The following is a 26,010-nucleotide window of genomic DNA, read 5'->3' as shown; positions in this document are numbered from 1 at the left end:
GGTGGGCGACGGGTGGGAGCTCACGGCTGGGACACCTTCGGGTCGGGGCTCTGGGCCTGGATCGCCGTGATGGCGACGGTGTTCACGATGTCCTGGACGAGCGCGCCGCGGGACAGGTCGTTGACGGGCTTGCGCAGGCCCTGGAGGACCGGCCCGACGGCGATCGCGCCGGCCGACCGCTGCACGGCCTTGTAGGTGTTGTTGCCGGTGTTGAGGTCCGGGAAGATCAGCACGGACGCCTGCCCGGCGACCTCCGAGTCCGGCAGCTTGGTCGCCGCGACGGACGGTTCGACGGCCGCGTCGTACTGGATCGGCCCCTCGATCCGCAGGTCGGCCCGGCGCAGTCGCACCAGGTCGGTGGCCTCGCGCACCTTGTCGACGTCGGCGCCCGACCCCGACGTGCCCGTCGAGTACGACAGCATCGCGATCCGGGCCGCGACGCCGAACTGCTCGGCGGTGGCGGCCGACTGGATGGCGATGTCGCAGAGCTGCTCGGCGTCCGGGTCCGGGTTGACCGCGCAGTCGCCGTAGACGAGGACCTTGTCGGCGAGGCACATGAAGAAGACGGACGACACGATCTTGGTGTCCGGCTTGGTCTTGATGATCTCGAACGCGGGCCGGATGGTGGCGGCGGTGGAGTGCACGCAGCCCGAGACCATGCCGTCGGCGAGGCCCTCCTGCACCATCAGCGTCCCGAAGTAGTTCACGTCGGCGACGACGTCGTACGCCAGCTCGACGCTCACGCCCCGGTGCGCGCGCAGCTCGGCGTACCTCTCCGCGAAGCGGTCGCGCAGCTCGGAGGTGGCCGGGTCGATCAGCTGGGTGGCGCCCAGGTCGATGCCGAGGTCCGCGGCGGTCTTGCGGATCCGGTCGACGGGGCCGAGCAGCGTCAGGTCGCAGACGCCGCGGCGCAGCAGTACCTCGGCGGCGTGCAGCACCCGTTCCTCGGTGCCTTCGGGCAGCACGACGCGGCGCTTGTCGGAGCGGGCCCGCTCCAGGAGCTTGTGCTCGAACATCATCGGCGTGAGGCGGTCGCTGCTCGGCGCGGAGACGCGCTTGAGCAGGTCGGTCGTGTCCACGTACCGCTCGAAGAGGCCGAGCGCCGTCTCCGCCTTCCTCGGCGTCGCGGCGTTCAACTTGCCTTCCATGCCGAAGAGTTCGGTGGCGGTGGGGAAGGAGTTGCCGGCCACGGAGACGACCGGGGTGCCGGGCGCGAGGCGGGCCGCGAGGGTGAGGATCTCCTCGGTGGGCCGCTCGTCGAGGGTGAGCAGCACGCCGGCGATGGGCGGGGTGCCCGCGCTGTGCGCGGCGAGCGAGCCGATGACCAGGTCGGCGCGGTCGCCGGGGGTGACGACCAGGCAGCCGGGGGTCAGGGCGTTCAGGAAGGTCGGCAGCATCGCGCCGCCGAACACGAAGTCCAGCGCGTCTCGTGCGAGGCCCGCGTCGTCGCCCAGGAGCACCGTGCCGCCGAGGGCCTGGGTGATCTGCGCGACGGTGGGCGCGGAGAGCGCGGGCTCGTCCGGGAGGACGTAGCAGGGCACCGGGAGACGGCTTTCGAGCCGGTCGTGTATCCCGGCGCGGTCGGCGGGGGCGACCCGGTTCACCACCATCGTGAGGACGTCGCAGCCGAGTCCGTCGTACGCGCGGTAGGCGTTGCGCGTCTCGGCGAGCACCGACTCGGAGGTCTGCCCCCGGCCGCCGACGACCGGGATGACGGACGCGCCGAACTCGTTCGCCAGGCGGGCGTTGAGCGACAGTTCGTCGGGGAACTGGGTGTCGGCGAAGTCCGTGCCGAGGACGAGGACGACGTCGTAGTCACGGGCGACGCGGTGGAAACGCTCGACCAGGGTGGAGACCAGCTCGTCCGTGCCCTGCTCGGCCTGGAGCGCGGACGCCTCGTGGTAGTCCAGGCCGTACACCGTCGCCGGGTCCTGGGCGAGCCGGTAGCGGGCGCGCAGCAGCTCGAAGAGCCGGTCAGGACCGTCGTGCACCAGCGGACGGAACACCCCCACCCGGTCGACCTGCCGGGTCAGGAGTTCCATGACTCCCAGTTCGACGACCTGACGGCCGTCGCCGCGGTCGATCCCGGTCACGTACACGCTGCGCGTCACGCGTGCTCTCCATCCGTCTGTTTACGTCTTCGTCGGGAGACTGTTCTCAGCGGTTCCGGCGGTGTTTTCGGGGCTCGGTGAAATAGCCCAGTAAGGTGAGTGGAACCCTCTTGACAATACCTCTGTGGGTAGCTAGGACGCCCGCCAGACCGAAGGTCCTGGTCGGGCGTGCGGAAGCGGCGACGGCTCTCGCGGCGTGAAAGAATCGCACCGGCTCACACGAACCAGCAGCGAGCAGGAGACACAGCACGATGCGTATCGGAGTTCTCACCGCAGGCGGCGACTGTCCTGGCCTGAACGCAGTGATCCGGTCGGTCGTGCACCGAGCGGTCACCAACTTCGGGGACGAGGTCGTCGGCTTCGAGGACGGCTACGCAGGCCTGCTCGAAGGCCGCTACCGCACTCTCGACCTCGACGCCGTCAGCGGCATCCTCGCCCGCGGCGGCACCATTCTCGGCTCCTCCCGGCTCCAGCGCGACCGGCTCCGGGAGGCCTGCGAGAACGCTCAGGACATGGCCCGCGAGTTCGGTATCGACGTCCTCATCCCGATCGGCGGCGAGGGCACGCTGACCGCGGCCCGGATGCTCTCGGACTCGGGCGGCCTCCCCGTCGTCGGCGTCCCGAAGACCATCGACAACGACATCTCCGGCACGGACCGCACCTTCGGCTTCGACACGGCGGTCGGCGTCGCCACCGAGGCCATGGACCGGCTGAAGACGACCGCCGAGTCCCACCAGCGCGTGATGGTGGTCGAGGTCATGGGCCGGCACGCCGGCTGGATCGCCCTGGAGTCCGGCATGGCGGCGGGCGCGCACGGCATCTGCCTGCCGGAGCGCCCCTTCGACCCGGCCGACCTGGTGGCGATGGTCGAGGAACGCTTCGCGCGCGGCAAGAAGTTCGCCGTCATCTGCGTCGCCGAGGGCGCGCACCCGGTCGAGGCGAGCATGGACTACGGCCACGGCGCGATCGACAAGTTCGGCCACGAGCGCTTCCAGGGCATCGGCACGGCCCTCGCGTTCGAGCTGGAGCGGCGCCTCGGCAAGGAGGCCAAGCCGGTCATCCTCGGCCACATCCAGCGCGGCGGCACGCCGACCGCGTACGACCGCGTGCTCGCCACCCGCTTCGGCTGGCACGCCGTCGACGCCGCCCACCGCGGCGACTTCGGCCGGATGACGGCGCTGCGCGGCACCGACATCGAGATGGTGCCGCTGGCGGACGCGACCGCCGAGCTGAAGACGGTGCCGAAGGACCGGATGGACGAGGCGGAGTCGGTGTTCTAGCGGAGCCGGTGTTCTGGGGGAGGGGACCGGCGTGGCCGGAGCGTCGCCGGCCGTGGTCGGTACGTCTCCAGCCGACGCGGTGTCCCGCCGAGGCCCGGACTTCAGTACGTGCTTCGCTGGACCATCGACCAGAACTGGCCGACGATCCCGTCCAGGAAGTCCCGGCCCGCCTCCCCGGCTTCGGACGCGGCCGGACCCTCGCCCCAGCTCAGCGAAGCCATCATCTGCCCCTGGTAGTCGGTGTGCATCTCCTCCAGGACGTTCTCCAGGAGACGCCGGTCCAGGGGCACCGTCTTGCCGACCGGCCGCACGTACGCCTGCCAGCGCGTCGTCACCGCGCTGCGCAGCAGCTCCGCGAGCTTGTCGTCGCGCCCGGTCACCGTGATGAAGTCGGGCAGGGAGAGTTCGAGGATCTCGGCGAGCGCGGACGCCTGCCGTTCGTTGCCGCGCCACTCACCGGCCTCCTCCATCCGCTGGTAGGCGAGGAGTTCGAGGCCGACGGCGCGGGCGACGTCCTCGGTGGCGAGACCGCGGGCGACACGGTGCTCGCGCAGGGTCCTCGGCGATCCGATGAGGTCACCCTGCGAGCACCACAACACGCCCGCGAGCGCGGTGAGTTCGGGCGCGCTCGGCTCGGCGAGCCCGCGCTCCCAGGCGGCGACCAGGTCCGGGGTGACGTAGGGGAGGCCGTACGAGGCTCGCATCCCGTACGCGACGTGCTCGGGCCCCATTCCAAGCGCTGCCCGCAGTCTGCGGGCGGCCGGGGCGTTGAAGGGCGGAGTGGGCTGGTGGGCCTGCGGTCGGTGCACGCGGTCAAAGTATGGGCCGGGAGATGTGGTGACTACGGTCTGTTCGGCCACAATCACAGATTGTAGGAACATACGGTTTCAGCCGTCGGATCGCGTCGGCGGGCGATCACCCCTTGACGCGCGGACCTTACGGTAAGTAGGCCGCCGGAACCGCGCGTGCCCGCCGCGCGGAAGGGCGGCGGTCGCCTGAAGGGCAAGGTGGAAGGGCATATGCGCGCCGGGTCGGCGGGTGTACGCCGCCGGTTCTCCCGCCAGTGTGCCGCCCCGGCGGCATGTGCCGAGCCCTCTCCGGGCCCTCCGTGACCCCGTGCCGGCCGACGGCGCCCGGGTGCGCGTGCGCCGCGTGCGCGGGAGAACTTCGGCGCGATCCGGCCGTGAGCTCTTCCCGGGCCGGATCGCGCTCTGTGTCAGGCGTTCTCAGGGTGGTTGCCGGGGCCCTTGGTGCGTGGGGACAGCGGCGTGGGGGAGAGCGCTGTGTCCTCCTCGCCGGGTTCGAGCAGGGTATCGGCGGCGCCGACGATCAGCGGGTCCGGGGTGCCCACAGCCTCGACGTCCTTGTTGTCGTAGTCGACCCGCGAGAGCAGACTGCGCATGGCCTCCAGCCGGGCGCGGCGCTTGTCGTTGCTCTTCACCACGGTCCAGGGGGCGTGCTCGGTGTCGGTCGCGCGGAACATGTCGACCTTCGCCTCGGTGTAGTCGTCCCACAGGTCCAGCGACGCGAGGTCGGTGGGGGAGAGCTTCCACTGGCGTACCGGGTCGACCTGCCGGATGGCGAAGCGGGTGCGCTGCTCGGAACGGGACACCGAGAACCAGAACTTCACCAGCAGGACGCCGTCGTTGACGAGCATCCGCTCGAAGTCCGGGCACTGGCTGAAGAACAGCTCGTACTCGTCCTTCGAGCAGTAGCCCATCACCCGCTCCACGCCGACCCGGTTGTACCAGGAGCGGTCGAAGAAGACGATCTCTCCCGCCGTCGGCAGGTGCGCGATGTACCGCTGGAAGTACCACTGACCGCGTTCCCGGTCATTGGGCTTGTCCAGGGCGACCACCCGCGCACCGCGGGGGTTGAGCCGCTCGGTGAAGCGCTGGATGGTGCCGCCCTTGCCGGCCGCGTCGCGCCCTTCGCAGACGACGACCACCCGCGCGCCGGTGCTCTTGACCCACCGCTGCAGCTTGAGCATCTCGATCTGGAGAACGCGTTTGCTCTGCTCGTACTGCCTGCGGCTGACCTTGCGGTCGTAGGGGTGGTTCTCGCGCCAGGTCTTGGTGGGGCGGCCGTCCTTGTCCAGGACGATCGGCTGCTCGCGGCGGCTGTGGTCCACGGTCAGACCGTCCAGCAGCCGCTCACCGTCGAGACCCTCTCCCGCGAGGGCCTGGTCCTCGGGACCGTCCCCCGCGAGATCTTCGTCCTCGGGACCTTCCTCCGCGGGGATCTCGTCCTCGGGGCCTTCGCCTTCGGGGCCGTCGTCCTCGGGGCCGTCGTCCTCGACCGTGTCCCCCTCGGTGCTGTTCATCCGGGATCAGAAGGGCATACGGCCGCGGGTGCGGCGGCCCGCCGAGCCGCTGCGGCCGACGGCGCGCGAGCTGCTGTGGAAGGGCTTGCTGAACAGCTTGCCCAGGATGCCGGGAGCCTTGCCGCCGGCCCGGGCCCCGGCGCCGAGCGAACGCTGGGTACCGCGCTCGGGGTGGCGGGAGAGACGGGGGACGAAGAAGGCCAGCACGGCCAGGACCACACATACGCCAACAACGGCTGCGATCACCACGGGTTGCTCCTACGACTTGTCGGACTCTGACGGTGGACGAGTGCCCCGAGACAGCGTCCTCATGTGGGCCTTCGGGCGACCGATGTCCGCTCCCCGGGTACGTGTGGGGTGCAGGTATGTCCGGTCGGGCGGTGCTCGCCTACAGGAACCGGCGGATGGGGTACACGGACGTCTCCCACATGCGCTGCGCGGCGGAGCGCCGCTTCCAGCGGCCTTCCTCGATGCGTTCGCTGGCCCGCAGATCCTCGTCGTAGTGCTGGTCGAGGGTGGCGGTGAAGTCCTCGTCCAGGACGGCGAGCATGACCTCCTCGTCGTGGTCGAGGGAGCGGCGGTTGAGGTTCGTGGAGCCGATCAGGGCGGCGACCTTGTCGACGGTGATGACCTTGGCGTGCATCATCGTCGGCTGGTAGTGGAAGATGCGCACTCCGCAGGCGAGCAGGTCCTCGTAGAAGGCCTGGCCCGCCAACTGGCAGACGCGCTTGTCCGTGTGCGGTCCCGGCAGCAGGATCTCCACCTCGACACCGCGCCGGGCCGCCGCGCACAGCAGGTCGACGAAGTACGTGTCCGGGGCGAAGTAGGCGGTGGCCAGCCGGAGTCGCTCCTCGGCGGACTCGATCACCACCCGCAGCAGGGTCTGCATGTCCTGCCAGCCGAGGCTGGCCGAACCGCGCACGACCTGGACCACGGAACTGCCCGTCGACGAGTGATCGGTGAAGCGGTCGCGCTTGTCGAAGAGGGTGTCGTGGCACTCGGCCCAGTTCTGCGCGAAGGCGGCGGCGATGCCGTCCACCGCCGGGCCGCGCACCTGGACGTGGGTGTCGCGCCACTCCTGTTCGTTACGGGCGTCACCGCACCACTCCTCGGCGATGCCCACCCCGCCGGTGTACGCCGTCTCCTCGTCCACCACCAGCACCTTGCGGTGGCAGCGGTGGTTCTGCTTGAGCGGGGAGAGGTACAGGGGCTTGCGGAACCACGCCACCTCGGCGCCGGCCTGTTCCATCAGGTCCAGCAGGTCCTGCTCGATCAGCCGGCTGCCGAAGCCGTCGAGGAGCAGTCGCACCCGTACGCCGGCCCGCGCCCGATCGGCGAGCGCGGTCGCGAACTGGCGGGCTATCTCGCCGCGCCAGTACACGAACGTCATCATGTCCACGGTGTGCTCGGCGCCGCGGATGCTCTCCAGCATCGCCGCGAAGATCTCGTCACCGTTGCGCAGCGCCCGCAGGGAGTTGCCTTCCGTGGCGGCGATGCCGATCAGCCGCTCCAGACGGCGGCGCAGCCGTTGTTTCCGCTCCGCCGCCGACGGCCGCGCGGCCGTCACCGCGGCCTCTTCGGACTCACTGCACGTACTGGTCACAACTCTCCCTGTGGTTCGAAAAGCAAGAGCAGTCAAATGAGGAACGGCGAACCCTATATCCCCGATCGGAAAAATCAAACCCGCGAATCGCCGAGCGTGATCTTTCGACGGCGGGGCACCTGGTCATCGGAAGTCGATAATCGTGGTTCTCGCCGGTGGCGGGAGTGATTAGAGTCACTCGAACCGCTGGTGGGAGCTGTTTGACGGGCTGATGGGCCATGGCCGAAAAGGTCTGGCAATGTGCCGCTCGGGGAGATCGCGGCAAATTCCATCAGATTTTGTGTGCATGGCGGTGACCGTATCGGGAACCCGCCTCCCGTCAGCGAAAACACCGGAGCCTACAAGCGTCCGGGGTATTTCTGTACAGCTGAACGAAGGGATTTATCGTGACGGACATGTGGGGTTACCAGCCGACGTCGGGTCACCAGGCGGGCCTGGACCTGACGGGCTTCAAGGTGGAGGCGACCGACGGCCACATCGGCAAGGTCGACAAGCACTCCGAGGAGGTCGGCTCCGCCTACATCGTCGTCGACACCGGTGTCTGGATCTTCGGCAAGCACGTGCTGCTGCCGGCCGGCACCATCACCAGCGTGGACACCACCGAGAAGAAGGTCCACGTCGGCCGTACGAAGGAAGAGATCAAGAACTCTCCGGAGTTCGACAAGGACAAGCACACCGGGGACTCCGGCTACCACGAGCAGGTCGGTGGCTACTACGGCACCCCGCCCGTCTGACATCTGATCGGACGCCACGCGTACGCGGCGCCGGCCGGCCCCCGAGGGGGCCGGCCGGCGCCGCTTCCGGTTCTCCGGGGCGCCGCTCAGCCCTTGACGGCGCCGCCCAGCGCGAACCCTCCGCCCAGCCGCCTGGCCACCAGCACGTACAGCAGGATCACCGGCGTCGAGTAGATGATCGAGAACGCGGCCAGCTGGCCGTAGACGACGGTGCCGCGGTTTCCGAAGAAGTCGTTGATGCTCACCGACGCCGGCATCTGGTCCGGGGTCAGCAGCAGCATGAACGGGACGAAGAAGTTGCCCCACATCATCACGAACGAGAAGACCGTGACCACGGCCACTCCCGGTCCCATCAGGGGGAGCACGATCCGTATCAGCGACTGGAGCGAGGACGCGCCGTCCGTCCAGGCCGCCTCCTCCAGCTCCTTCGGCACGCCGTCCATGAAGTTCTTCATCAGCCAGATGGCGAAGGGGAGTTGGGAGGCGGCGAAGAAGAAGATCGTGCCCTGCACGGTGTCGATCAGGTTCACCTGCACGAACAGTGCGTACACCGGCACCATGATCGCCGTGATCGGCAGGCTCGTCGCGAACAGGATGGTCAGCAGGAACGGCCGGTTCAGCCGCGAACGGAAACGCGACAGCGGATAGGCGGCCAGCGTCGAGCACACCACCGTCAGCAGTGTTCCGCCGCCGCACAGGACCAGGCTGTTGAGCAGGGGTGTGAAGGTGATGTCCGGCTTCAGGACCGCGTCGAAGTTGTCCAGCGTGAGACTGTCCGGAAGCTGGACCCGCAGACCCGCGTCCGGATCGAGCGCGGACAGGACCACCCAGGCCAGCGGCAGCGCGAACGCGGCGGCCAGCACGAGGAGTCCGGCGTCCGCGGCCAGCCGCCGGGTGGAGCGGCGCCGGGACCTGAGGGGCGTACGGACGAGCTGGACCCCCATCTCAGACCTCCGTCCGCAGCAGCCGCATGTACACGACCGAGAACAGTGAGCCGACCACCAGGAGCAACAACGCCACCGCCGTCCCGTACCCGATCATGCTCTTCTGGAAGGCCTGCTCGTACATGAACAGCGGCAGGGTCTGGCTCTTGCCGCTCGGCCCGCCCCGGGTCATCACCCAGATCAGCCCGAACACCGAGAGTGTCTGCAGGGTGTTGAGCATCAGGTTCGTGCCGATCGACCGGCGGATCATCGGCAGCGTGATGTGCCACATCCGCCGCCAGCCGCCCGCCCCGTCGACCTCCGCCGCCTCCGTGATCTCCTTGGGGATCTCGTTCAGCGCGGCCGAGTAGACGAGCATCGAGAAGGCCGTCCCCCGCCACACGTTCGCGAACGACACCGCCAGGATCGGCAGCGTGAACAGCCAGTTCTGGGAGGGGAGATGGAGCCAGTCGAGGACGGCGTTCAGAGTTCCCTCGCGCCGGAAGAAGGCGTACAGCAGGAAGCCCGCGACCACCTCGGGCAGCACCCAGGCCGTGACAACGATGCCGCCGACCACCGTCCGCACCGGCTTCGACGCCCGCTGCATCAGCGCGGCCAGCGCCAGGCCGAGCGTGTTCTGCCCGACCAGCGACGACAGCACCGTGAACACCAGTGTCAGCCAGACCGCGTTGAGGAAGGCCTCGTCCTGGAACGCCGCCCGGAAGTTGTCGAGGCCGACGAACGAGGAGGACGCCTGACCCGTCAACTGAAGGTCTGTGAAGGCGATGTAGGCGCAGTAGCCGATCGGGCCCGCGAGGAAGAGGAGCAGCAGGACGGCGGCGGGGGAGACGGGGAGTGCCCGCAGGAGGGAGCGGCGGAGGCTGCCCCGGCGCGGGGCGGCGACCTTCGGGTCCGGGGTACGGACCTGGGGTGCCGTCCGCGTGCCGACGCTCACTTGGTGATCACTTGGTCGTCGGTGGCCGTCTTCAACTCCTCGTCGTAACCGCTCGCGGCCTCGTCGACCGAGCTGTCACCGGTCGTCACCCCCTCCATGGCCTCCTGGATGGCGGTCGAGACCTTCGGGTACGCCGGGTACGCGGGCCGGTAGTGCGTGCTCGCGACGAGATCCGTGAAGAACTTGATGCCGGGCTGCGCCTCCACGTACGCGGGGTCGGACGCGACGTCCTCGCGCACCGCGATACCGGAGTTGGCGATGTACCACTTCTGGGCGTTCGCCTTGGTCTGCATCGTCTCGATGAACTTGAAGGCCAGGTCCGGGTTGGACGCCTTCGCCGGGACGGCCCAGGTCCAGCCGCCCGACATGCTGACCTTGCCGGGGGCCTGGCCGTTCTGCGTCGGCATGTACGCGAGCCCGAGCTTCCGCGACCACTCGGGCCAGGCGTGGCCCGCGCCCTCCAGCCAGTCCTGCGGGAGCCAGCTGCCGTCCAGGTTGATGCCGAGCTTGCCCTCGGGCAGCAGCTCGCCCCGCACCGTCGTCGCGATGTTCGGGTCGAGGGCGTCGGAGACCTCCGGGCCCAGCTTCTCCTTGAACACCGTCTCCACGAAGCCGAGGGAGTCCTTGAAGGCCTGGCTGCCGGCGATCCACTTCTTGGACGCGGTGTCGTACAGGGGATCCGAGGAACCGTCGCCCGTGCCGTACAGCAGCATCTCGAAGCCCTGCATGGTGGCGGCCTCACCCGCGGGCTTGCCCGTGTAGATGTTCAGGGGCGTGACGCCGGGGACCTTCTCCTTGATCGCACGGGCCGCGTCCAGGACCTCGTCCCAGGTTTTCGGCTGCCAGTCCTCGGGCAGGCCCGCCTTCTTGAAGATCCCCTTGTCGAACCAGAGCCCCCGGGTGTCCGTCCCGTCCGGAACGCCGTACGTCTTCCCGTCCTGCGCCTTGGCCGCCGTCTTGGCCGTGTCGATGAACTGGTCCCAGTCCGCCCACTTGGCGAGGTATTCATCGAGTGGCTTCAAGTACCCGCTGGTGATGTCCGAGTTGATGAGGAAGGTGTCCTCATAGACCAGGTCGGGGGCGGTCTTGGGGGACCGGAGCATCTGCTGGAGCTTCGTGTAGTACTCGGAGTCCGGGGCCTTGATCGGGACGAGCTCGACCTTCTTGCCCGGGTTCGCCTTCTCGAACTGCTTCTTCATGTCGGCCAGGTAGGTGTCCATCACCTTGACCGAGTTGTCCGTGGACTGCTTGAACGAGACCTTCACGGTGTCCGGATCGCTCCCGGATCCCGATCCGCACGCGGTGAGCGTGGTGGCGGTGAGCAGGGTGACGAGGAGAAGTGGGGCGGCGGTGGGGCGCACGGGCAGGACCTCCTGCGGGCCGACGTCGTTGGTGGCCGAGATTGTCTGCCCGGTGAAGGTAAGAGGCCGGAGTATGTCAGGTCAATGACCTTGCAGCGTCTTGGCGTCGACGGAGGGGGAGGAGACGCCACCGTGTCCGAACAGGGCGTCACCGCAGGGGCTTTGGCCGCGGCGGCGACCGGTGCGCGGGTCGCTCGGCATGCGCTGTTTTCGGCCGCCGGGGGCGGTCCGGCGGACCTCGTGGCCCTCGCTCCGGCCGTTCGGCCGCCGCCGGGAACCGCACACACTCTGTGATGTCCCGATGGGACATTCGGGTGTACCGTCGAGAGCATGGACGTCGAAGACCGCAGGCAGCGCAAGGCCCGGCAGACGCGGAACGCGCTGGCGGCAGCCGCCCTCGACCTGATCCTCGAGAGCGGTCTCGACGCCGTCACCGTCGCCGCGATCGCGGAGCGTGCCGACGTCACCCGCCGCACCTTCAGCCGCTACTTCGTGGGCAAGGAGGACGCGGCACTCGACTTCGTCCGCGAGGACGGGGACCGTATCAACGCCATGCTGCGCGACCGCCCCGGCGCCGAACCCCCGCTCCTCGCCTACCGCAGGGCCGTCGGCGACTGGCTCGCCGACCAGGAGAACCCCGCCACGCATCTGCGCCCGCGCGTGAGGCGGTTGCTCGCGCTGGTGGACGCCGAGCCCGCGCTGTTCGCCGCCTACGAGCGCATCCGGGTCGACGCCCAGGAGGACTCGGTCCGGATCATCGCCGGCCGGCTCGGCCTCGAAGAAGGCGGCTCGGACATGCGCCCGGCCGTCGTCGTCGACGCCGCGGCCGGAGTGCTCAGTGCCGCCCTGCGGATCTGGGCGCGCGGCACATCGGGCCGCGACCACGAACCGGACGCCGCAGCGGACCTCGCCTCCCTCGTGGAGCGGGCCTACGACGCCCTGATGGGAGAGGCGGCACTCGCGGCCTCCCACACGGAAACCAGCACGACCAGGAAGTGATCAGCACCATGTCCATCACCACCCCCGCATCCCACGTCACCGACTACTCCACCGAGTTCTCCGGCCGCACCGCCCTCGTCACCGGCGCCGCCTCCGGTATCGGCCTGGCCACCGCCCGCCGCCTCGGCGCCGGCGGTGCCAACGTCGTGATCGCCGACCACAACGCCGAAGGCGCCGAGAAGGCCGCCGCCGAGCTCCAGGCGGAGGGCGTCCTCGCCGCCGCCGTCGCCCTGGACGTGACGCGCCCCGAATCCGTCGAAGCGGCCGTGCGGTTCGCCGTCGACACCTTCGGCGGCCTGCACCTCGCGGTGAACAACGCGGGCGTGGGCGGCCCGGTCGCCCCCACCGGCGAGTACGACATCGACGCCTACAACCGCGTCGTACGCACCAACCTCGACGGCGTCTTCCACTCGATGCGCTACGAACTCCCCGCCATCGAGGCCGCGGACGCCGGCGGCGCCATCGTGAACGTCGCCTCCATCCTCGGCTCGGTCGCCTCCGCGGGATCGTCCGCGTACGTCGCCGCCAAGCACGGGGTGGTGGGGCTGACCAAGACCGCCGCCGCGGAGTACGCCGCCAAGGGCATCCGGATCAACGTCGTCGGCCCCGGCTTCATCGACACCCCGCTGCTGCGGGAGATGGAGAAGGACCAGTACGACGGCCTCGTGGGCCTGCACCCGGCCGGCCGTCTCGGACGCCCCGAGGAGGTCGCCGAGCTGATCGCCTTCCTGCTCTCCGAGCGCGCCTCGTTCGTGCACGGCAGCTACCACCTGGTCGACGGCGCCTACACGGCCGTCTGAACCGGCGGCGGTACTCGGGCTCGGACCCCTCCGGAGGCCGGCGCCTCAGACCCCTCCGGGGGCCGAGCCCCTCACCCACCGGTACTGCAACTCCGGCCGCCCCACCTGCCCGTACTGCGGGGCCCGCGCCGCCCGCCCCGACTCCACCAGGTGTTCGAGGTAGCGCCGGGCCGTGATCCGGGAGATGCCGACCAGCTCGGCGACCCCGGCCGCCGTCAGACCCTCGGCGCAGTCGCGGAGGGCGACGGTGACGCGTTCGAGGGTCGGGGCGCTCAGCCCCTTGGGCAGCGCGGCCGGGCCCGGCGCGCGCAGCGTGGCCAGGGCGCGGTCCACCTCGTCCTGGCCGCTCGCCTCGCCCGCCGCCGCGTGGAACTCGGCGTATCTGACCAGGCGGTCGCGCAGGGTGGCGAAGGTGAAGGGCTTCAGGACGTACTGCACGACCCCGAGCGAGACCCCCTCCCGCACGACCGCCAGATCCCGCGCCGACGTCACCGCTATGACGTCCGCGTGATAGCCCGCCGCGCGCAGGGACCGGGCGAGTTGCAGGCCGTGCACGTCCGGCAGGTGCAGGTCGAGCAGCAGCAGGTCCACCGGCGTACGGTCCAGCGCGCGCCGCGCCTCCGCACCCGTGTGCGCCTTGCCGACGGCGGTGAAACCGGGCACGCGGCCGACGTACATGACGTGCGCGTCGGCGGCCACCGGGTCGTCCTCGACGACGAGTACGCGGATGGGGTCGGTCGTCATACGTCGCCTCCAGGCAAGGCGGGCCGAGCGGGCTCGGGCGGCCGGTCGTCCCGCTGTCGGGCCGGCACGGCGGATGCCCCGGCCCCGGACACCACGGCGGGCGTCCCGGACACGGGCGCCGCGGCCCTCGGCGCCGAGGACACCGTAGGCAACGGCAGCCGCGCCTCGAACTCCGCCCCGCCGCCGGCGGCCTCGGTCACCGTCAGTGTGCCGTCGTGCCTGCTCACCGCCTGCCGTACGAGAGCCAGCCCGAGGCCACGGCCGCCGGGCCCCGACGGCTTGGTCGACCAGCCGCGCTGGAAGACCGCCTCGGCGTGGGCGGGCGCCACCCCCGAACCCGTGTCGGCGACCCGCAGCACCAGCCCGTCGGCGTCCGTGTACGCCGTCACTGTGACCCGCGCCCCCACCGTCCCCTTCGCCGCGTCCACCGCGTTGTCGATCAGGTTCCCGAGGACCGTCACCAGGTCACGGGCGGACAGCGAGTCCGGCAGCAGCCCGTCGTCGATGGCGCTGTCCTGCGACACCACCAGCTCCACGCCCCGCTCGTTGGCCTGCGCGGCCTTGCCGAGGAGCAGGGCGGCGAGCACCGGTTCGCTGACCGCCGCGACCACCTGGTCGGTGAGTGTCTGGGCCAGCTCCAGTTCCGCCGTGGCGAAGTCGACGGCCTCCTCGGCGCGGCCCAGTTCGATGAGGGACACCACGGTGTGCAGCCGGTTCGCGGCCTCGTGCGCCTGCGAGCGCAGCGCCAGCGTGAAGCCCCGCTCGGAGTCCAACTCACCCATCAGCGACTGGAGTTCGGTCACGTCGCGCAGAGTCACGACGGTGCCCCGGCGCTCGCCTCCCGACACGGGGGAGGTGTTCACCACCAGGACCCGCCGCGCGGTCAGGTGCACCTCGTCCACCCGCGGCTCCGCCGAGAGCAGCGCGCCGGTCAGCGGCGCCGGCAGCCCGAGATCGGCCACGGAACGGCCGACCACGTCGCCGCCCACCCCCAGCAGCTCCCGCCCGCCGTCGTTGATCAGCGCCACCTTGAACTGTCCGTCCAGCATCAGCAGACCCTCGCGTACGGCGTGCAGCGCGGCCTGGTGGTAGTCGTGCATGTGACTCAGCTCGGCCGCGTTCATCCCGTGCGTGGAACGGCGCAGCCGCGCGTTGATGACGTACGTGCCGAGACCGCCCAGCGCCAGGGCGCCCGCCGCGACGCCGATGAGCGCCGTCACCTGGTCCTGCACCCGGGCCGTGATCGCCTCGACCTTGATGCCCGCGCTGACCAGGCCGACGATCCGGCCGTCGTCCCGGATCGGGGTGACCGCGCGGACCGAGGGACCGAGGCTGCCGGTGTAGGTCTCGGTGAAGGACCTGCCCTCAAGGGCGGGGCCGATGTGGCCGAGGAAGTGCTTGCCTATCAGCGTCTCGTCGGGGTGCGTCCAGCGGATGCCCCGCGGATCCATGATGGTGACGAAGTCCACGTCGGTGTCCCGCTGCACCTGGAGCGCGTACGGCTGGAGGGACTCCGTCGGGTCGGCGGTGCGGATCGCGTCGTGCACCGAGGGCGCGTCCGCGACCGCGCCCGCCACGGCCATGGCCTGACGGCTCGCCGCCTCCTCCGCCTGGCTGCGGTCGCTGACGTACGTGAAGACCGCGTACCCGGCGACGAGCACTGCGATCAGCACGGCCTGCATGCCGAAGAGCTGACCGGCGAGGCTGCGGGGTCGGGGGACGCGGGGGAGACGCATGCCCAACAGTCTCCCTCCCCGTATAAGCGTGAACTAAATGAACGGAAGGGTGACCGCCCTCACACGGCGGGAGATAGTCACCGCATCCCCTGGGAGTGCGCCTCCCGGACAGTCCGGGAGCCCGCCTCCCGGATCCACCCGGGAATCCGCCTCCCGGATGCCCGGAGGCGCGACTTCCGGATCCCCGGTCGTGAGCCGCACACCGGGGTCCACCGGTCGTGAGCCGCACGCCGGATGATGCCGACGACGTCGTCAAGGAGGGCAGCCGTGGCCAGCACCCCGCAAACCGCACCTGCCGCACCCGCCGCAAAGCGGGACCGCACCCACTATCTCTACATCGCCGTGATCGGCGCCGTGATCATCGGTATCGCCGTCGGTCTGATCGCACCCGACTTCGCGGTCGAGCTGAAGCCCATCGGCACCGGCTTCGTGAATCTCATCAAGATGATGATCTCGCCCATCATCTTCTGCACGATCGTGCTGGGCATCGGCTCCGTACGCAAGGCCGCCAAGGTCGGCGCCGTCGGCGGTATCGCCCTCGGATACTTCCTGGTCATGTCGCTGGTGGCGCTCTCCATCGGCCTGGTCGTCGGCAACCTCCTGGACCCGGGCACCGGCCTCCAGGTCACCGACGCCGTCAAGGAGGCCGGTCAGGGGCAGGTGTCGGACGAGGCGCTGCCGCCGGTCGAGTTCGTGCTGTCGATCATCCCGACCACGATGGTCTCCGCGTTCACCGAGGGCCAGGTCCTGCAGACCCTCCTGGTCGCGCTGCTCGCCGGATTCGCGCTCCAGGCCATGGGATCGGCCGGCGCGCCCGTCCTGCGCGGTATCGAGCACATCCAGCGGCTCGTCTTCCGCATCCTCGCCATGGTGATGTGGGCTGCCCCGCTCGGTGCCTTCGGCGCCATCGCCGCCGTCGTCGGTTCCGCCGGGGTCGACGCGCTCAAGAGCCTCGCCGTCCTGATGCTCGGCTTCTACGCCACCTGCTTCCTCTTCGTCTTCATCGTGCTCGGCGCGCTGCTGCGCATCGTCGCGGGCCTGAACATCCTCACGCTCTTCAAGTACCTGAGCCGTGAGTTCCTGCTGATCCTGTCCACCTCCTCCTCCGAGTCCGCCCTCCCGCGGGTCATCGCGAAGATGGAGCACCTGGGCGTGAGCAAGCCGGTGGTCGGCATCACCATCCCGACCGGCTACTCCTTCAACCTCGACGGCACCATGATCTACATGACCATGGCCTCCCTCTACATCGCGGACGCCCTGGGCACCCCGATGTCGCTCGGCGAGCAGATCCCGCTGCTGCTCTTCCTCCTCGTCGCCTCGAAGGGCGCGGCGGGCGTCAGCGGCGCCGGTCTCGCCACGCTGGCCGGCGGTCTCCAGTCGCACAAGCCGGCCCTCGTGGACGGCGTCGGCCTCATCGTCGGCATCGACCGCTTCATGAGCGAGGCGCGCGCCCTGACGAACTTCGCCGGCAACGCGGTCGCCACCGTGCTGATCGGTACCTGGACCAAGGAGATCGACACGGACCGGGTGAACCGCGTCCTCGCCGGTGAGTTCCCGTTCGACGAGAAGACCCTGCTGGACGACGACGATGACGCCGGTACCCCGGCCGACGCGGAGGTCCCGGAGCAGGGCGGCGAGAAGGAACTGGCCAAGGCGTGAGCGTCGCGGGTGCCCTCCTGAACGGGGCGCCCGCGAAGCCGGGGGACCGGGACATCCCCTCCCCAGGAACGCCGAGCGGCCGGGCCTTCCCCCCCTGCGACCCGGCCGCTCGGCCCCTGACGGAAAGCCGTGACCTCAGTCCCTCAGCCCGGCCACCAACTCGGTGGCCCGTGAGGCGGGTACGCCCGCCGCGGTCAGCATCGTGACCACGGCGGAGCGGCCCGCCTCCTCCGCTGCCAGCAGTCCTTCGTTCACCGCCTCCATGAGGGTGAACAGCATCTGCTCGTGCACGTGGGCGAGAACCGGCGCGGGCAGCGGGGAGGCGAACACCCCCTGTTCCAGGCCGTGTCGGAGCACCTCCGTACACGCCTCACGGACGGGCGTGAGGCGGTCGCGGATGCCCCGGGGCGTGACATCGCGCCGGGCGAGCGCGACCAGCAGCCGGTAGCGGTCGGCTATCTCCCACACGGCCAGCGTCGAGCGGGCCAGCGACTCCGCGGGATCCTCCACACCCTCCCGGCTCGCCGAGTGCGCCGCCCGCACCGCGTCCACCGCGCCGTCGAACAGCGTGCGGATCAGCGCCTCCCGGCTGGGGAAATGCCCGTACACCGTCCGTCGTACGACGCCGGCGGCCCGCGCGATCTGGTCCATGGACGCGTCGGGGTCCCGCAGTAGTTCGCCGAGCGCGACGTCCAGGATGCGGCGCCGGTTCACATCCGCGCGGCTGAGGCCGACCATGGTGCTCATACGCGCCATTCTGCCCGGCTCCCGTCCCCTTCGGCGCGGCCTCCACAAGGGCTCCACCGGCACTGAGGCCCACCACGTGGCCGGCGAGGACCGCTGGATCCTCAAGGCCGCGGATCCGTCCTTGCCTTGACGTCGGCGTCAAGGACTACCGTCGCGGTATGCGAATCGGCGAGCTGGCGGCGCGGGCCGGGACCTCCACGCGGACCCTGCGGTACTACGAGTCACGGGGGCTGCTGCCCGCGCGGCGCGGTGCGAACGGGTACCGGACGTACGACGACGGTGACCTGCGGCTGCTGCGGCAGATCAGGACGTTGCAGGACTTCGGGTTCGACCTGGAGGAGACCCGGCCCTTCGTGGAGTGCCTGCGGGCCGGGCATCCCGAGGGCGACTCCTGCCCGGCGTCGCTGGAGGTCTACCGGCGCAAGCTAGGCGAGCTCGACGCCGTGATCGACGAACTGGTGGCGGTGCGCGCGACGGTCGGCGCACAACTGGCCCGGGCGGAGCGGGCGCGTGACGAGCTCGCGGCCGATTCCGGGGTTCCGGGCGGCCCGGAACCCGTATGCGAACTGGGAGGGCGGACGCGGTGATCAAGGCAGCGGGTGTGGCCGAGGTGACGGACGGGGACTTCGAGGCGGAGGTGATCGGGTCGGAGCTGCCGGTGCTGGTGGAGTTCACGGCCGACTGGTGCCCGCCGTGCCGGCAGATGGCGCCGGTGCTGGCCGCCGTCGCCGCCGAGGAGGGGGAGCGGCTCAAGGTCGTACAGCTGGACGTGGACGCGAACCCGCTGACCACGCTCGCCTACGGCGTGCTGTCGATGCCCACCTTCATGGTGTTCCGCGGGGGCGAGCCGGTGAAGTCCATGGTGGGGTCCCGGCCCAGGCGCCGGCTCATGGAGGAACTCTCCGACGTGCTGTGACCACGCGGGCCCCGGAGAACCTGGCCGAGAACGGGAAATCCCCCGAGCGCAATTGCGCTCGGGGGATTTCCTTGCGTATATTTAATGGTTCGCGACTTCAAGAGGATGAAATCGCGAGGAAGTTCAATAGCCACAGTGTATCCGGCCGGGAGTGGAATTGTCAACCAGGGGCTCAGAAACCGACTCCACCACGAAATCCACGAAGTCCACCAAAGGATCCGACTCCAGCGCGGAATCCGTCGCGGAGTCCACCGCAGGGCTTATCGACGATGAATTGCGGATCGAGCAGGAATTCATCGACGGGGTCTACACACGCGTGGACGCGCTGCGCGGTGACACGGAGGCGGCCGTCGTCGACGCCCTCGGGCAGGGGAACACACCCATGCAGGCGCGCCTGGAGCGGGACGTGCTGGTCGCCGAGCGCTCGGGACTGCTGGCCGCGCTGAACGCCGTGGACGGTTCGCTCTGCTTCGGCCGGATCGACCTCACCTCCGGCCTGAGCCACCACATCGGCCGCATCGGCATCCGCGCCGACGACACCGAGCACACCCCGATGCTCATCGACTGGCGCGCCCCGGTCGCCCGCCCCTTCTACCTCGCCACCGGCCACACCCCGATGGGCCTGCGCAGGCGCCGGCACATCACCTCCGACGGCCGCCGCGTCACCGACCTGCACGACGAGATCCTCGACCTCGGCGACCGCGAGCGCACCGGGCACGAGGACCCAAGTGGCGACGCGGTGCTTCTCGCCGCCCTCAACTCGGCGCGCACCGGCCGGATGAGCGACATCGTCCAGACCATCCAGGCCGAGCAGGACCAGATCATCCGCGCGCCCTACCAGGGCGTGCTGGTCGTCGAGGGCGGCCCCGGCACCGGCAAGACGGCCGTCGCACTGCACCGCGCCGCCTATCTGCTCTACGAGTACCGGGAGTTGCTCGCCAAACGGGCCGTCCTGATCGTCGGCCCGAACCCCGCCTTCCTCGGCTACATCGGTGAGGTGCTGCCCTCGCTGGGCGAGACCGGCGTGCTGCTCGCGACGGTCGGCGAACTGTTCCCCGGCGTGAAGGCGACGGCCACCGACACCCCCGAAGCGGCCTCGGTGAAGGGGCGCGCCGACATGGCCGACGTCCTCGCCGCCGTCGTACGCGACCGGCAGGGCCTCCCCGACCCCGTCATCGCCATCGAGCACGACCGGGACATCCTCATGCTCGACGCCGGTCTCGTGCGGGTCGCCCGTGAACGCACCCGCGAGGCACAACTGCCGCACAACGTCGCGCGCGAGTACTTCGAGGGCCACATCCTCAACACCCTCACCGACATGCTGGCCGAGCGCATCGGCACGGACCCCTTCGACGGCTCGAACCTCCTCGACCCGAGCGACATCACGCAGATCCGTGACGAACTGGCCGAGAACCCCGAAGTCTGGGGCGCCATCGAGCAGTTGTGGCCGCGGCTGACTCCGCGGCGGCTGGTCGCGGACTTCCTCGCCGAGCCCGAGGGCTACCTGCCCGACGAGGACGCCGACGCCGTCCGCAGGGAGGTCACCCGGGAGTGGACCACCGCGGACGTCCCGCTCCTCGACGAGGCCGCCGAACTGCTCGGCGAGGACGGCAGGGTGGCCCGCGCCCTCGCCGACCAGGAGCGGCGCAACCAGGTCGCCTACGCGCAGGGCGTCCTCGACGTGTCCTACGCCTCCCGTACCTACGAGTTCGAGGACATGGACGAGGAGGAGTCCGAGGTCCTCTCCGCGCACGACATCATCGACGCCGAGCGGATGGCCGAGCGCCACGAGGAGGACGACCACCGCAGTGCCGCCGAGCGGGCGGCGGGCGACCGGACCTGGGCGTTCGGGCACATCATCGTGGACGAGGCCCAGGAGCTGTCGCCGATGGCCTGGCGGCTGCTGATGCGGCGCAGTCCCACCCGGTCCATGACGCTGGTCGGCGACCCCGCGCAGACCTCCGAGGCGGCCGGGGTCGGGTCCTGGGCGGACATCCTCGCGCCGTACGTCGAGGACCGGTGGGAGCACACCCGTCTCGCCGTCAACTACCGGACACCGTCCGAGATCATGGACCTCGCGGCGGGGGTGCTGCGGGCCGGGGATCCTGGGTTCGAGCCGCCGCGGTCCGTGCGGAGTACGGGGGTACGGCCCTGGGTGCGTGCCGTGTCCGAGGACCTTCCCGGGGCGGTGGCCAAGGCCGTGGCCGAGCTCGCTCCCGCGGAGGGGAGGCTTGCGGTGATCGCGCCTCGGGGGCTGCATGCCGCGCTTGCCGCGCGGCTCGACGGGGTCACGGCCGGGGAGTTGCCCGATCTGCATCGGGCGGTGGTGCTTCTTGAGCCTCGGCAGGCCAAGGGGCTTGAGTTCGACTCCGTGCTGGTGGTCGAGCCCGGGGGGTTCGTCACGAGTGACCTGTACGTGGCGCTCACCCGGGCCACGCAGGCGCTGGGGGTGCTCTACGCCGGGGGGCTGCCGGACGGGTTGCGGGCGGCGGCTTAGGGCTTTCTTCGCCCCCTCCGCCCCTTCCCGTCCCGTCTCTCGGGGGCTCCGCCCCCGAACCCCCGCTCCTCAAACGCCGGAGGGGCTATTTCCAGCCCGTCCGGCGATTGAGGACGAGCGCGTCAGCGCGATGCGGGGGTCTGGGGGCGGCAGCCCCCAGGAACGGGACGGGTAGGGGCGGAGGGGGCGAAAAACGGCTCAGGTCGGGCGGAGCCAGATGGTTGACAGTGGGGGGAGGGTCAGGCGGATCGCGGCGGGGCGGCCGTGGGCGGGGTGGGGTTCGGGTTTCAGGGGGTCGGGGTTGGTGACGTCGCTGCCGCCGTAGCGGAGGGAGTCGGTGTTGAGGACTTCCTGCCAGGCGGTCGCGGAGTCGGGAACGCCGATGCGGTAACCGTGCCGGACCACCGGGGAGAAGTGGGACACCGCAAGCAGCGGCGTGCCGTCGGCGGCGTACCGCATGAAGGCGAAGACGTTGTCCTCGGCGGAGTCACCGGCGATCCAGGTGAAGCCGGCGGGATCGGTGTCGAGCTCCCACAGCGCGGCCTCGCGCTGGTAGGTGCCGTTGAGATCGCGGACGAGGTCACGGACACCGCGGTGGTCGGGCTCGGCACCGTAGGCGGGGTCGAGAAGCCACCAGTCGGGCCCATGGGCCTCGGACCATTCGGCCCCCTGGGCGAACTCCTGCCCCATGAAGAGGAGTTGCTTGCCGGGGTGGGCCCACATGAAGGCGAGGTAGGCGCGCAGGGTGGCCCGCTGCTGCCACCAGTCACCGGGCATCTTGGAGACGAGCGAGCGCTTGCCGTGCACGACCTCGTCGTGGGAGATCGGCAGGACGTAGTTCTCGCTGTACGCGTACACCATCGAGAACGTCATCTCGTGGTGGTGGTACTTGCGGTGGACCGGCTCATGGGTGACGTAGTCCAGCGAGTCGTGCATCCACCCCATGTTCCACTTCAGTCCGAAACCGAGACCGCCGAAGCCCCCGGGACCGATGTGATGGGTGGCCCGGGTGACACCGTCCCAGGCGGTGGACTCCTCGGCGATGGTGACGACGCCGGGGTTGCGGCGGTAGACGGTGGCGTTCATCTCCTGGAGGAACGCGACGGCGTCGAGATTCTCGCGCCCGCCGTGCTCGTTCGGCGTCCACTGGCCGGCTTCGCGGGAGTAGTCGAGGTAGAGCATGGAGGCGACGGCGTCGACGCGGAGGCCGTCGATGTGGAACTCCTCGCACCAGTAGGTGGCGTTGGCGACGAGGAAGTTGCGGACCTCGCGGCGTCCGTAGTCGAACTCGAGGGTGCCCCAGTCGGGGTGGGCGGCGCGCAGCGGGTCCTCGTGCTCGTACAGGGGGCGTCCGTCGAACTCGGCCAATGCCCAGTCGTCGCGCGGGAAGTGCGCGGGGACCCAGTCCATGAGGACGCCGATGCCGGCCCGGTGCAGGGCGTCGACGAGGTACTTGAAGTCGTCGGGGGTGCCGAGGCGCGCGGTCGGGGCGTAGAAGCCGGTGACCTGGTAGCCCCACGACCCGCCGAAGGGATGCTCCGCCACCGGCATCAGCTCCACGTGGGTGAAGCCGAGGTCGGAGACGTACGCGGGGAGCTGCTCCGCGAGTTGACGGTACGTCAGGCCTGGCCGCCAGGAGGCGAGGTGGATCTCGTAGACCGAGAACGGCGCCTCGTGCGCGGGCCGGGCACCCCGGGCCGCCATCCACGTCTCGTCCCGCCACTCGTGGTGGGACTCGGTGATGATCGACGACGTGCTGGGCGGGACCTCGGTGCGCCGGGCCATCGGGTCCGCGCGCAGGGTCCGGGAGCCGTCGGGCCGGGTGATGTCGAACTTGTACAGCTCACCCTCGCCTATCGCGGGCACGAACAGTTCCCACACCCCGGACGAGCCGAGCGAGCGCATCGGGAACGCCGAACCGTCCCAGAAGTTGAAGGTGCCGGCCACCCGGACCCCGCGCGCGTTCGGCGCCCAGACGGTGAAACGGGTACCGGTCACGCCCTGGTGAACCATCGGCTCGGCGCCGAGCGCCCGCCACAACTGCTCGTGGCGGCCCTCGCCGAACAGATGCAGGTCCAACTCGCCGATCGCGGGCAGGAATCGGTACGCGTCCTCGGTGTCCTGGACCGTCCCCTCGTACGACACGAGCAGACGGTAGGAGGGCGGCACGTCGCGCAGGGGCAGCAGCCCCGAGAAGAAACCGTCCCCGTCGTCGTGCAGTTCGGCCCGCAGGTCGTCCGTCACGACGGTGACCGCCAGCGCGTACGGGCGGAAGGCCCGGAAGGCGACGCCGCCCGGCACGGGATGGGCCCCGAGCACCCCGTGCGGATCGTGGTGCGTGCCGTTCAACAACCGCTCACGGTCGCCGGCTTCCACCCCCGTGAACACGGGGGCGCTGTCGGCGACCTCGGCGACCTCGGCGACCTCGGAGACCTCGGCGACATCAGTGAAGGTGGCGACGTCGGCGACGGGCTGCGGCTCGGGCTCCGGTGCCTTCCTCGCGGCCTTGGCGGCCTTCTTGAGATCGGCCTTCTTGGAATCGGCCTTCTTCAGGTCCGCCTTCTTCTTCGCACCGGTCTTCTTCGGACTGTCGTCGGACGGGCGGGGCGTCACGGGCAGGGCCTCCTCTGGAGGATGAGGGACGGGAGGTTCAGGGGGTGGTGGCGTCCGTCGCGAGCCGGCGGACCGCCGCCAGCGGTACGGGCAGCCAGTCTGGGCGGTGCCGGGCCTCGTACAGCACTTCGTACACCGCCTTGTCCGTCTCGTAGGCACGCAGGAGTACGGGATCGGTGCGGGGGTCGAGCCCGGCGGCCTCCGCGTAACCGGCGCAGTACGCGGCCCGGCACGTGTCGGCCCAGCCGGGGATCTGGGGGCGGTGCGTGTGTGCCGCGTAGTCGAAGGAGCGGAGCATGCCCGCGATGTCCCGCACCGGGGGATGCGGCATCCGGCGTTCGGCGAGCGGCTTCGACGGTTCGCCCTCGAAGTCGATCAACGACCACTCCCCGGACGGCGAACGCAGGCACTGCCCGAGATGCAGATCACCGTGGACGCGCTGCGCCGTCCAGGCGCGGCCCTCGGCGGCCAGACCGGCCAGCGCCTCGAAGGCGGTGTGCAGGCCGGGAGCGTACGGACGCAGCGCGGGCACCGCCTGCGCGGCCGCCTCCAGGCGCTGGGTCATACCGTCGACGAGCGGTTTCATCTGCGCGTGGCCCAGCGTGACCGTGGGTAGCGCGCGGGCGAGCGCGAGGTGAACCTCGGCGGTGGCGCGCCCCAGCGCCCGCGCCTCGACGCCGAAGTCCACGCCCTTCGCGAGCTCGCTCAGCGCCAGCTCCCACCCGTCGCTCGCACCCCGGACGAAGGGTTGCAGCACACCGAGCGTGTACGTCTCCCCGCCCAGCTCCGCCGCTATCCACGCCGTCGGCGCCGGCACCCGCGCACAGCCCTCCCGGGCCAGCGCGAGCGGCAGCTCCAGGTCCGGGTTGGTCCCGGGCACGATCCGCCGCAGCAGCTTGAGGATGAACGTATCTCCATAGACGATCGACGAGTTGGACTGCTCCGACGTCACCAGGCGCGGGACCAGATCACTCCCGATCTCCTGGCCGGAGGCGCGCTCGAAACGCAGGTCGCCGGGGTTGGCCCGGGTGCGCAGGGCCTCCAGGAGTACGTCGGCCGGGCGCGTGTCGTGCAGCGCCTCGTAGACCGTACGGCCGGCCAGCGGCCCGTCCTCCAGATGTCCGATCAGGGCGGGAGCCAGCCGCGGCGGCAGTGCCTCGCGCACGCCGATCAGCAACTGGTAGCAGTCGCTCGGGTGCGACAGTGCGCCCGGTGCCGCGGTGAGCGGCTGATGGGCGCGCACCAGCAGATGGAGCAGGCCCAACGGCCCGTCCGACGGCAGCAGTTCGGTGGCCGACACCAGCGAGAAGCCGGTCACCGGGCGGCCCTTGCCGGCGAACCAGCGTTGCCGGGGCAGCCATTCCCGTAGGAGTGGATCCAGGGACGCGAGCAGCTCAGGGTGGGTGACCGGGGCGGTGGCAGAGTGGGTTGCCGCTTCCGACATGGCGTCGCGTCCTTTCCCCGGAGACTCAGGCACCGGGAGTCCGGAGGGCCGGAAACCCAGGGAACCGGAGATCCCGGGAGGCCGGGGGAGTCGGGGTGTTACTCATGCGTGCCCCGGGCGGGGCGGGGGAAACCGCCCCGCCTGAGTTCTACGCGGCGTCCTTACGGAGCCGGAACCAGTAGAAGCCGTGCCCGGCGAGGGTCAGCAGGTACGGCAGATCACCGATGGCGGGGAAGCGGACCCCGCCGATCAGCTCGACCGGATGCCTGCCGTTGAAGGCGCTGAGGTCGAGTTCGGTGGGTTGGGCGAAGCGGGAGAAGTTGTGGACGCACAGGACGAGGTCGTCCTTGTATTCGCGGAGGAAGGCGATGACGGCGGGGTTGGAGGAGGGGAGTTCGGTGTAGGAGCCGAGGCCGAAGGCCATGTTCTGTTTGCGGATCTCGATCATGCGTCGGGTCCAGTGGAGCAGGGAGGAGGGGCTGCTCATGGAGGCTTCGACGTTGGTGACCTGGTAGCCGTAGACGGGGTCCATGATCGTGGGGAGGAAGAGGCGGCCGGGGTCGCA

General features: G+C 70.3%; 22 protein-coding genes. 8 read left to right on the top strand and 14 right to left on the bottom strand.

The window, feature by feature from the left end; genetic code table 11:
• Positions 1-20 precede the first annotated feature (20 nt).
• Positions 21-2,111: a phosphate acetyltransferase gene (gene pta / locus ACIP79_RS08460; protein WP_401221043.1), complete on the bottom strand. Its 2,091-nt coding sequence runs from the start codon at positions 2,109-2,111 to the stop codon at positions 21-23.
• Between the two features lie 251 nt (positions 2,112-2,362).
• Between pta and ACIP79_RS08455 the strand changes: the two genes are divergently transcribed.
• Complete coding sequence (locus tag ACIP79_RS08455; protein WP_401221040.1) at positions 2,363-3,391, top strand: ATP-dependent 6-phosphofructokinase; 1,029 nt, start codon at positions 2,363-2,365, stop codon at positions 3,389-3,391.
• Positions 3,392-3,492: 101 nt separating this feature from the next.
• Here ACIP79_RS08455 and ACIP79_RS08450 read toward each other — a convergent pair whose 3' ends face one another.
• From ACIP79_RS08450 to ACIP79_RS08435, 4 genes are all read right to left on the bottom strand, one after another.
• Entirely contained in the window at positions 3,493-4,122 is a 630-nt protein-coding gene (locus ACIP79_RS08450; protein ID WP_401222083.1) for a helix-turn-helix domain-containing protein, read from the bottom strand.
• A gap of 485 nt (positions 4,123-4,607) precedes the next feature.
• On the bottom strand, positions 4,608-5,714 hold the full coding sequence (gene ppk2, locus ACIP79_RS08445; protein WP_401221037.1) for a polyphosphate kinase 2: 1,107 nt from the start codon (positions 5,712-5,714) through the stop codon (positions 4,608-4,610).
• Between the two features lie 6 nt (positions 5,715-5,720).
• On the bottom strand, positions 5,721-5,963 hold the full coding sequence (locus tag ACIP79_RS08440; RefSeq protein WP_401221034.1) for a DUF6411 family protein: 243 nt from the start codon (positions 5,961-5,963) through the stop codon (positions 5,721-5,723).
• Between the two features lie 139 nt (positions 5,964-6,102).
• Positions 6,103-7,281: a phosphatidylserine/phosphatidylglycerophosphate/cardiolipin synthase family protein gene (locus ACIP79_RS08435; RefSeq protein WP_401222081.1), complete on the bottom strand. Its 1,179-nt coding sequence runs from the start codon at positions 7,279-7,281 to the stop codon at positions 6,103-6,105.
• 431 nt (positions 7,282-7,712) lie between these two features.
• On the opposite strand from ACIP79_RS08435, the gene ACIP79_RS08430 reads away from it, so the two are divergent.
• Entirely contained in the window at positions 7,713-8,051 is a 339-nt protein-coding gene (locus tag ACIP79_RS08430; protein ID WP_401222079.1) for a PRC-barrel domain containing protein, read from the top strand.
• An 86-nt stretch (positions 8,052-8,137) separates the two neighbouring features.
• Here the strand turns inward: ACIP79_RS08430 and ACIP79_RS08425 are convergent, their stop codons facing one another.
• Genes ACIP79_RS08425 through ACIP79_RS08415 form a run of 3 tightly spaced genes read right to left on the bottom strand, consistent with a single transcriptional unit; the run spans position 8,138 to position 11,296 of the window.
• Positions 8,138-8,995 (bottom strand): carbohydrate ABC transporter permease, encoded by an 858-nt coding sequence (locus ACIP79_RS08425; RefSeq protein WP_401221031.1) that lies wholly within the window; start codon positions 8,993-8,995, stop codon positions 8,138-8,140.
• Between the two features lies 1 nt (position 8,996).
• Complete coding sequence (locus ACIP79_RS08420) at positions 8,997-9,929, bottom strand: carbohydrate ABC transporter permease (protein ID WP_401221028.1); 933 nt, start codon at positions 9,927-9,929, stop codon at positions 8,997-8,999.
• A complete protein-coding gene (locus ACIP79_RS08415) occupies positions 9,926-11,296 on the bottom strand; it encodes an extracellular solute-binding protein (RefSeq protein ID WP_401222077.1) in 1,371 nt (456 codons plus the stop codon). The genes ACIP79_RS08420 and ACIP79_RS08415 overlap by 4 nt, the downstream gene beginning before the upstream one ends.
• 324 nt (positions 11,297-11,620) lie before the next feature.
• Here ACIP79_RS08415 and ACIP79_RS08410 point away from each other — a divergent pair, with 324 nt between their 5' ends.
• Both ACIP79_RS08410 and ACIP79_RS08405 read left to right on the top strand, forming a co-directional pair.
• Positions 11,621-12,289, top strand: a complete 669-nt coding sequence (locus ACIP79_RS08410) for a TetR family transcriptional regulator (protein ID WP_401221025.1) — start codon at positions 11,621-11,623, stop codon at positions 12,287-12,289.
• An 8-nt stretch (positions 12,290-12,297) separates the two neighbouring features.
• Positions 12,298-13,089: an SDR family NAD(P)-dependent oxidoreductase gene (locus ACIP79_RS08405; RefSeq protein WP_401221023.1), complete on the top strand. Its 792-nt coding sequence runs from the start codon at positions 12,298-12,300 to the stop codon at positions 13,087-13,089.
• A gap of 45 nt (positions 13,090-13,134) precedes the next feature.
• On the opposite strand, the gene ACIP79_RS08400 is transcribed toward ACIP79_RS08405, so the two are convergent.
• Complete coding sequence (locus ACIP79_RS08400) at positions 13,135-13,833, bottom strand: response regulator (RefSeq protein WP_401221021.1); 699 nt, start codon at positions 13,831-13,833, stop codon at positions 13,135-13,137.
• Positions 13,830-15,569, bottom strand: coding sequence for an ATP-binding protein (locus ACIP79_RS08395; RefSeq protein WP_401221018.1), 1,740 nt, complete (start codon positions 15,567-15,569; stop codon positions 13,830-13,832). The genes ACIP79_RS08400 and ACIP79_RS08395 overlap by 4 nt, the downstream gene beginning before the upstream one ends.
• A 237-nt stretch (positions 15,570-15,806) precedes the next feature.
• On the opposite strand from ACIP79_RS08395, the gene ACIP79_RS08390 reads away from it, so the two are divergent.
• A complete protein-coding gene (locus ACIP79_RS08390; RefSeq protein WP_401222075.1) occupies positions 15,807-17,228 on the top strand; it encodes a cation:dicarboxylate symporter family transporter in 1,422 nt (473 codons plus the stop codon).
• 135 nt (positions 17,229-17,363) lie between these two features.
• Here ACIP79_RS08390 and ACIP79_RS08385 read toward each other — a convergent pair whose 3' ends face one another.
• Entirely contained in the window at positions 17,364-17,984 is a 621-nt protein-coding gene (locus ACIP79_RS08385) for a TetR/AcrR family transcriptional regulator (protein ID WP_401221015.1), read from the bottom strand.
• A 149-nt stretch (positions 17,985-18,133) separates the two neighbouring features.
• On the opposite strand from ACIP79_RS08385, the gene ACIP79_RS08380 reads away from it, so the two are divergent.
• The 3 genes from ACIP79_RS08380 (at position 18,134) to ACIP79_RS08370 (ending at position 21,388) form a co-directional block, all read left to right on the top strand.
• A complete protein-coding gene (locus tag ACIP79_RS08380) occupies positions 18,134-18,562 on the top strand; it encodes a MerR family transcriptional regulator (RefSeq protein WP_401221013.1) in 429 nt (142 codons plus the stop codon).
• Complete coding sequence (locus ACIP79_RS08375) at positions 18,559-18,891, top strand: thioredoxin family protein (RefSeq protein WP_401221010.1); 333 nt, start codon at positions 18,559-18,561, stop codon at positions 18,889-18,891. The genes ACIP79_RS08380 and ACIP79_RS08375 overlap by 4 nt, the downstream gene beginning before the upstream one ends.
• A 274-nt stretch (positions 18,892-19,165) precedes the next feature.
• On the top strand, positions 19,166-21,388 hold the full coding sequence (locus ACIP79_RS08370; RefSeq protein WP_401221007.1) for a HelD family protein: 2,223 nt from the start codon (positions 19,166-19,168) through the stop codon (positions 21,386-21,388).
• A gap of 198 nt (positions 21,389-21,586) precedes the next feature.
• Here ACIP79_RS08370 and glgB read toward each other — a convergent pair whose 3' ends face one another.
• From glgB to ACIP79_RS08355, 3 genes are all read right to left on the bottom strand, one after another.
• The gene (gene glgB, locus ACIP79_RS08365) at positions 21,587-24,001 is read right to left on the bottom strand and encodes a 1,4-alpha-glucan branching enzyme (RefSeq protein ID WP_401221004.1); all 2,415 of its coding nucleotides are present in this window, start codon (positions 23,999-24,001) and stop codon (positions 21,587-21,589) included.
• Positions 24,002-24,038: 37 nt separating this feature from the next.
• A complete protein-coding gene (locus ACIP79_RS08360) occupies positions 24,039-25,445 on the bottom strand; it encodes a maltokinase (RefSeq protein ID WP_401221001.1) in 1,407 nt (468 codons plus the stop codon).
• Positions 25,446-25,593: 148 nt separating this feature from the next.
• On the bottom strand, positions 25,594-26,010 hold a 417-nt coding region (locus tag ACIP79_RS08355), incomplete at its 5' end, for an alpha-glucosidase C-terminal domain-containing protein (RefSeq protein WP_401220998.1).

It is taken from the genome of Streptomyces sp. NPDC088747 (genome assembly GCF_044751025.1).
Taxonomy (GTDB): Bacteria; Actinomycetota; Actinomycetes; order Streptomycetales; family Streptomycetaceae; genus Streptomyces.
The sequence above is the reverse complement of the archived record's forward strand: the minus strand, read 5'-3'. Positions and strand labels throughout refer to the sequence as shown.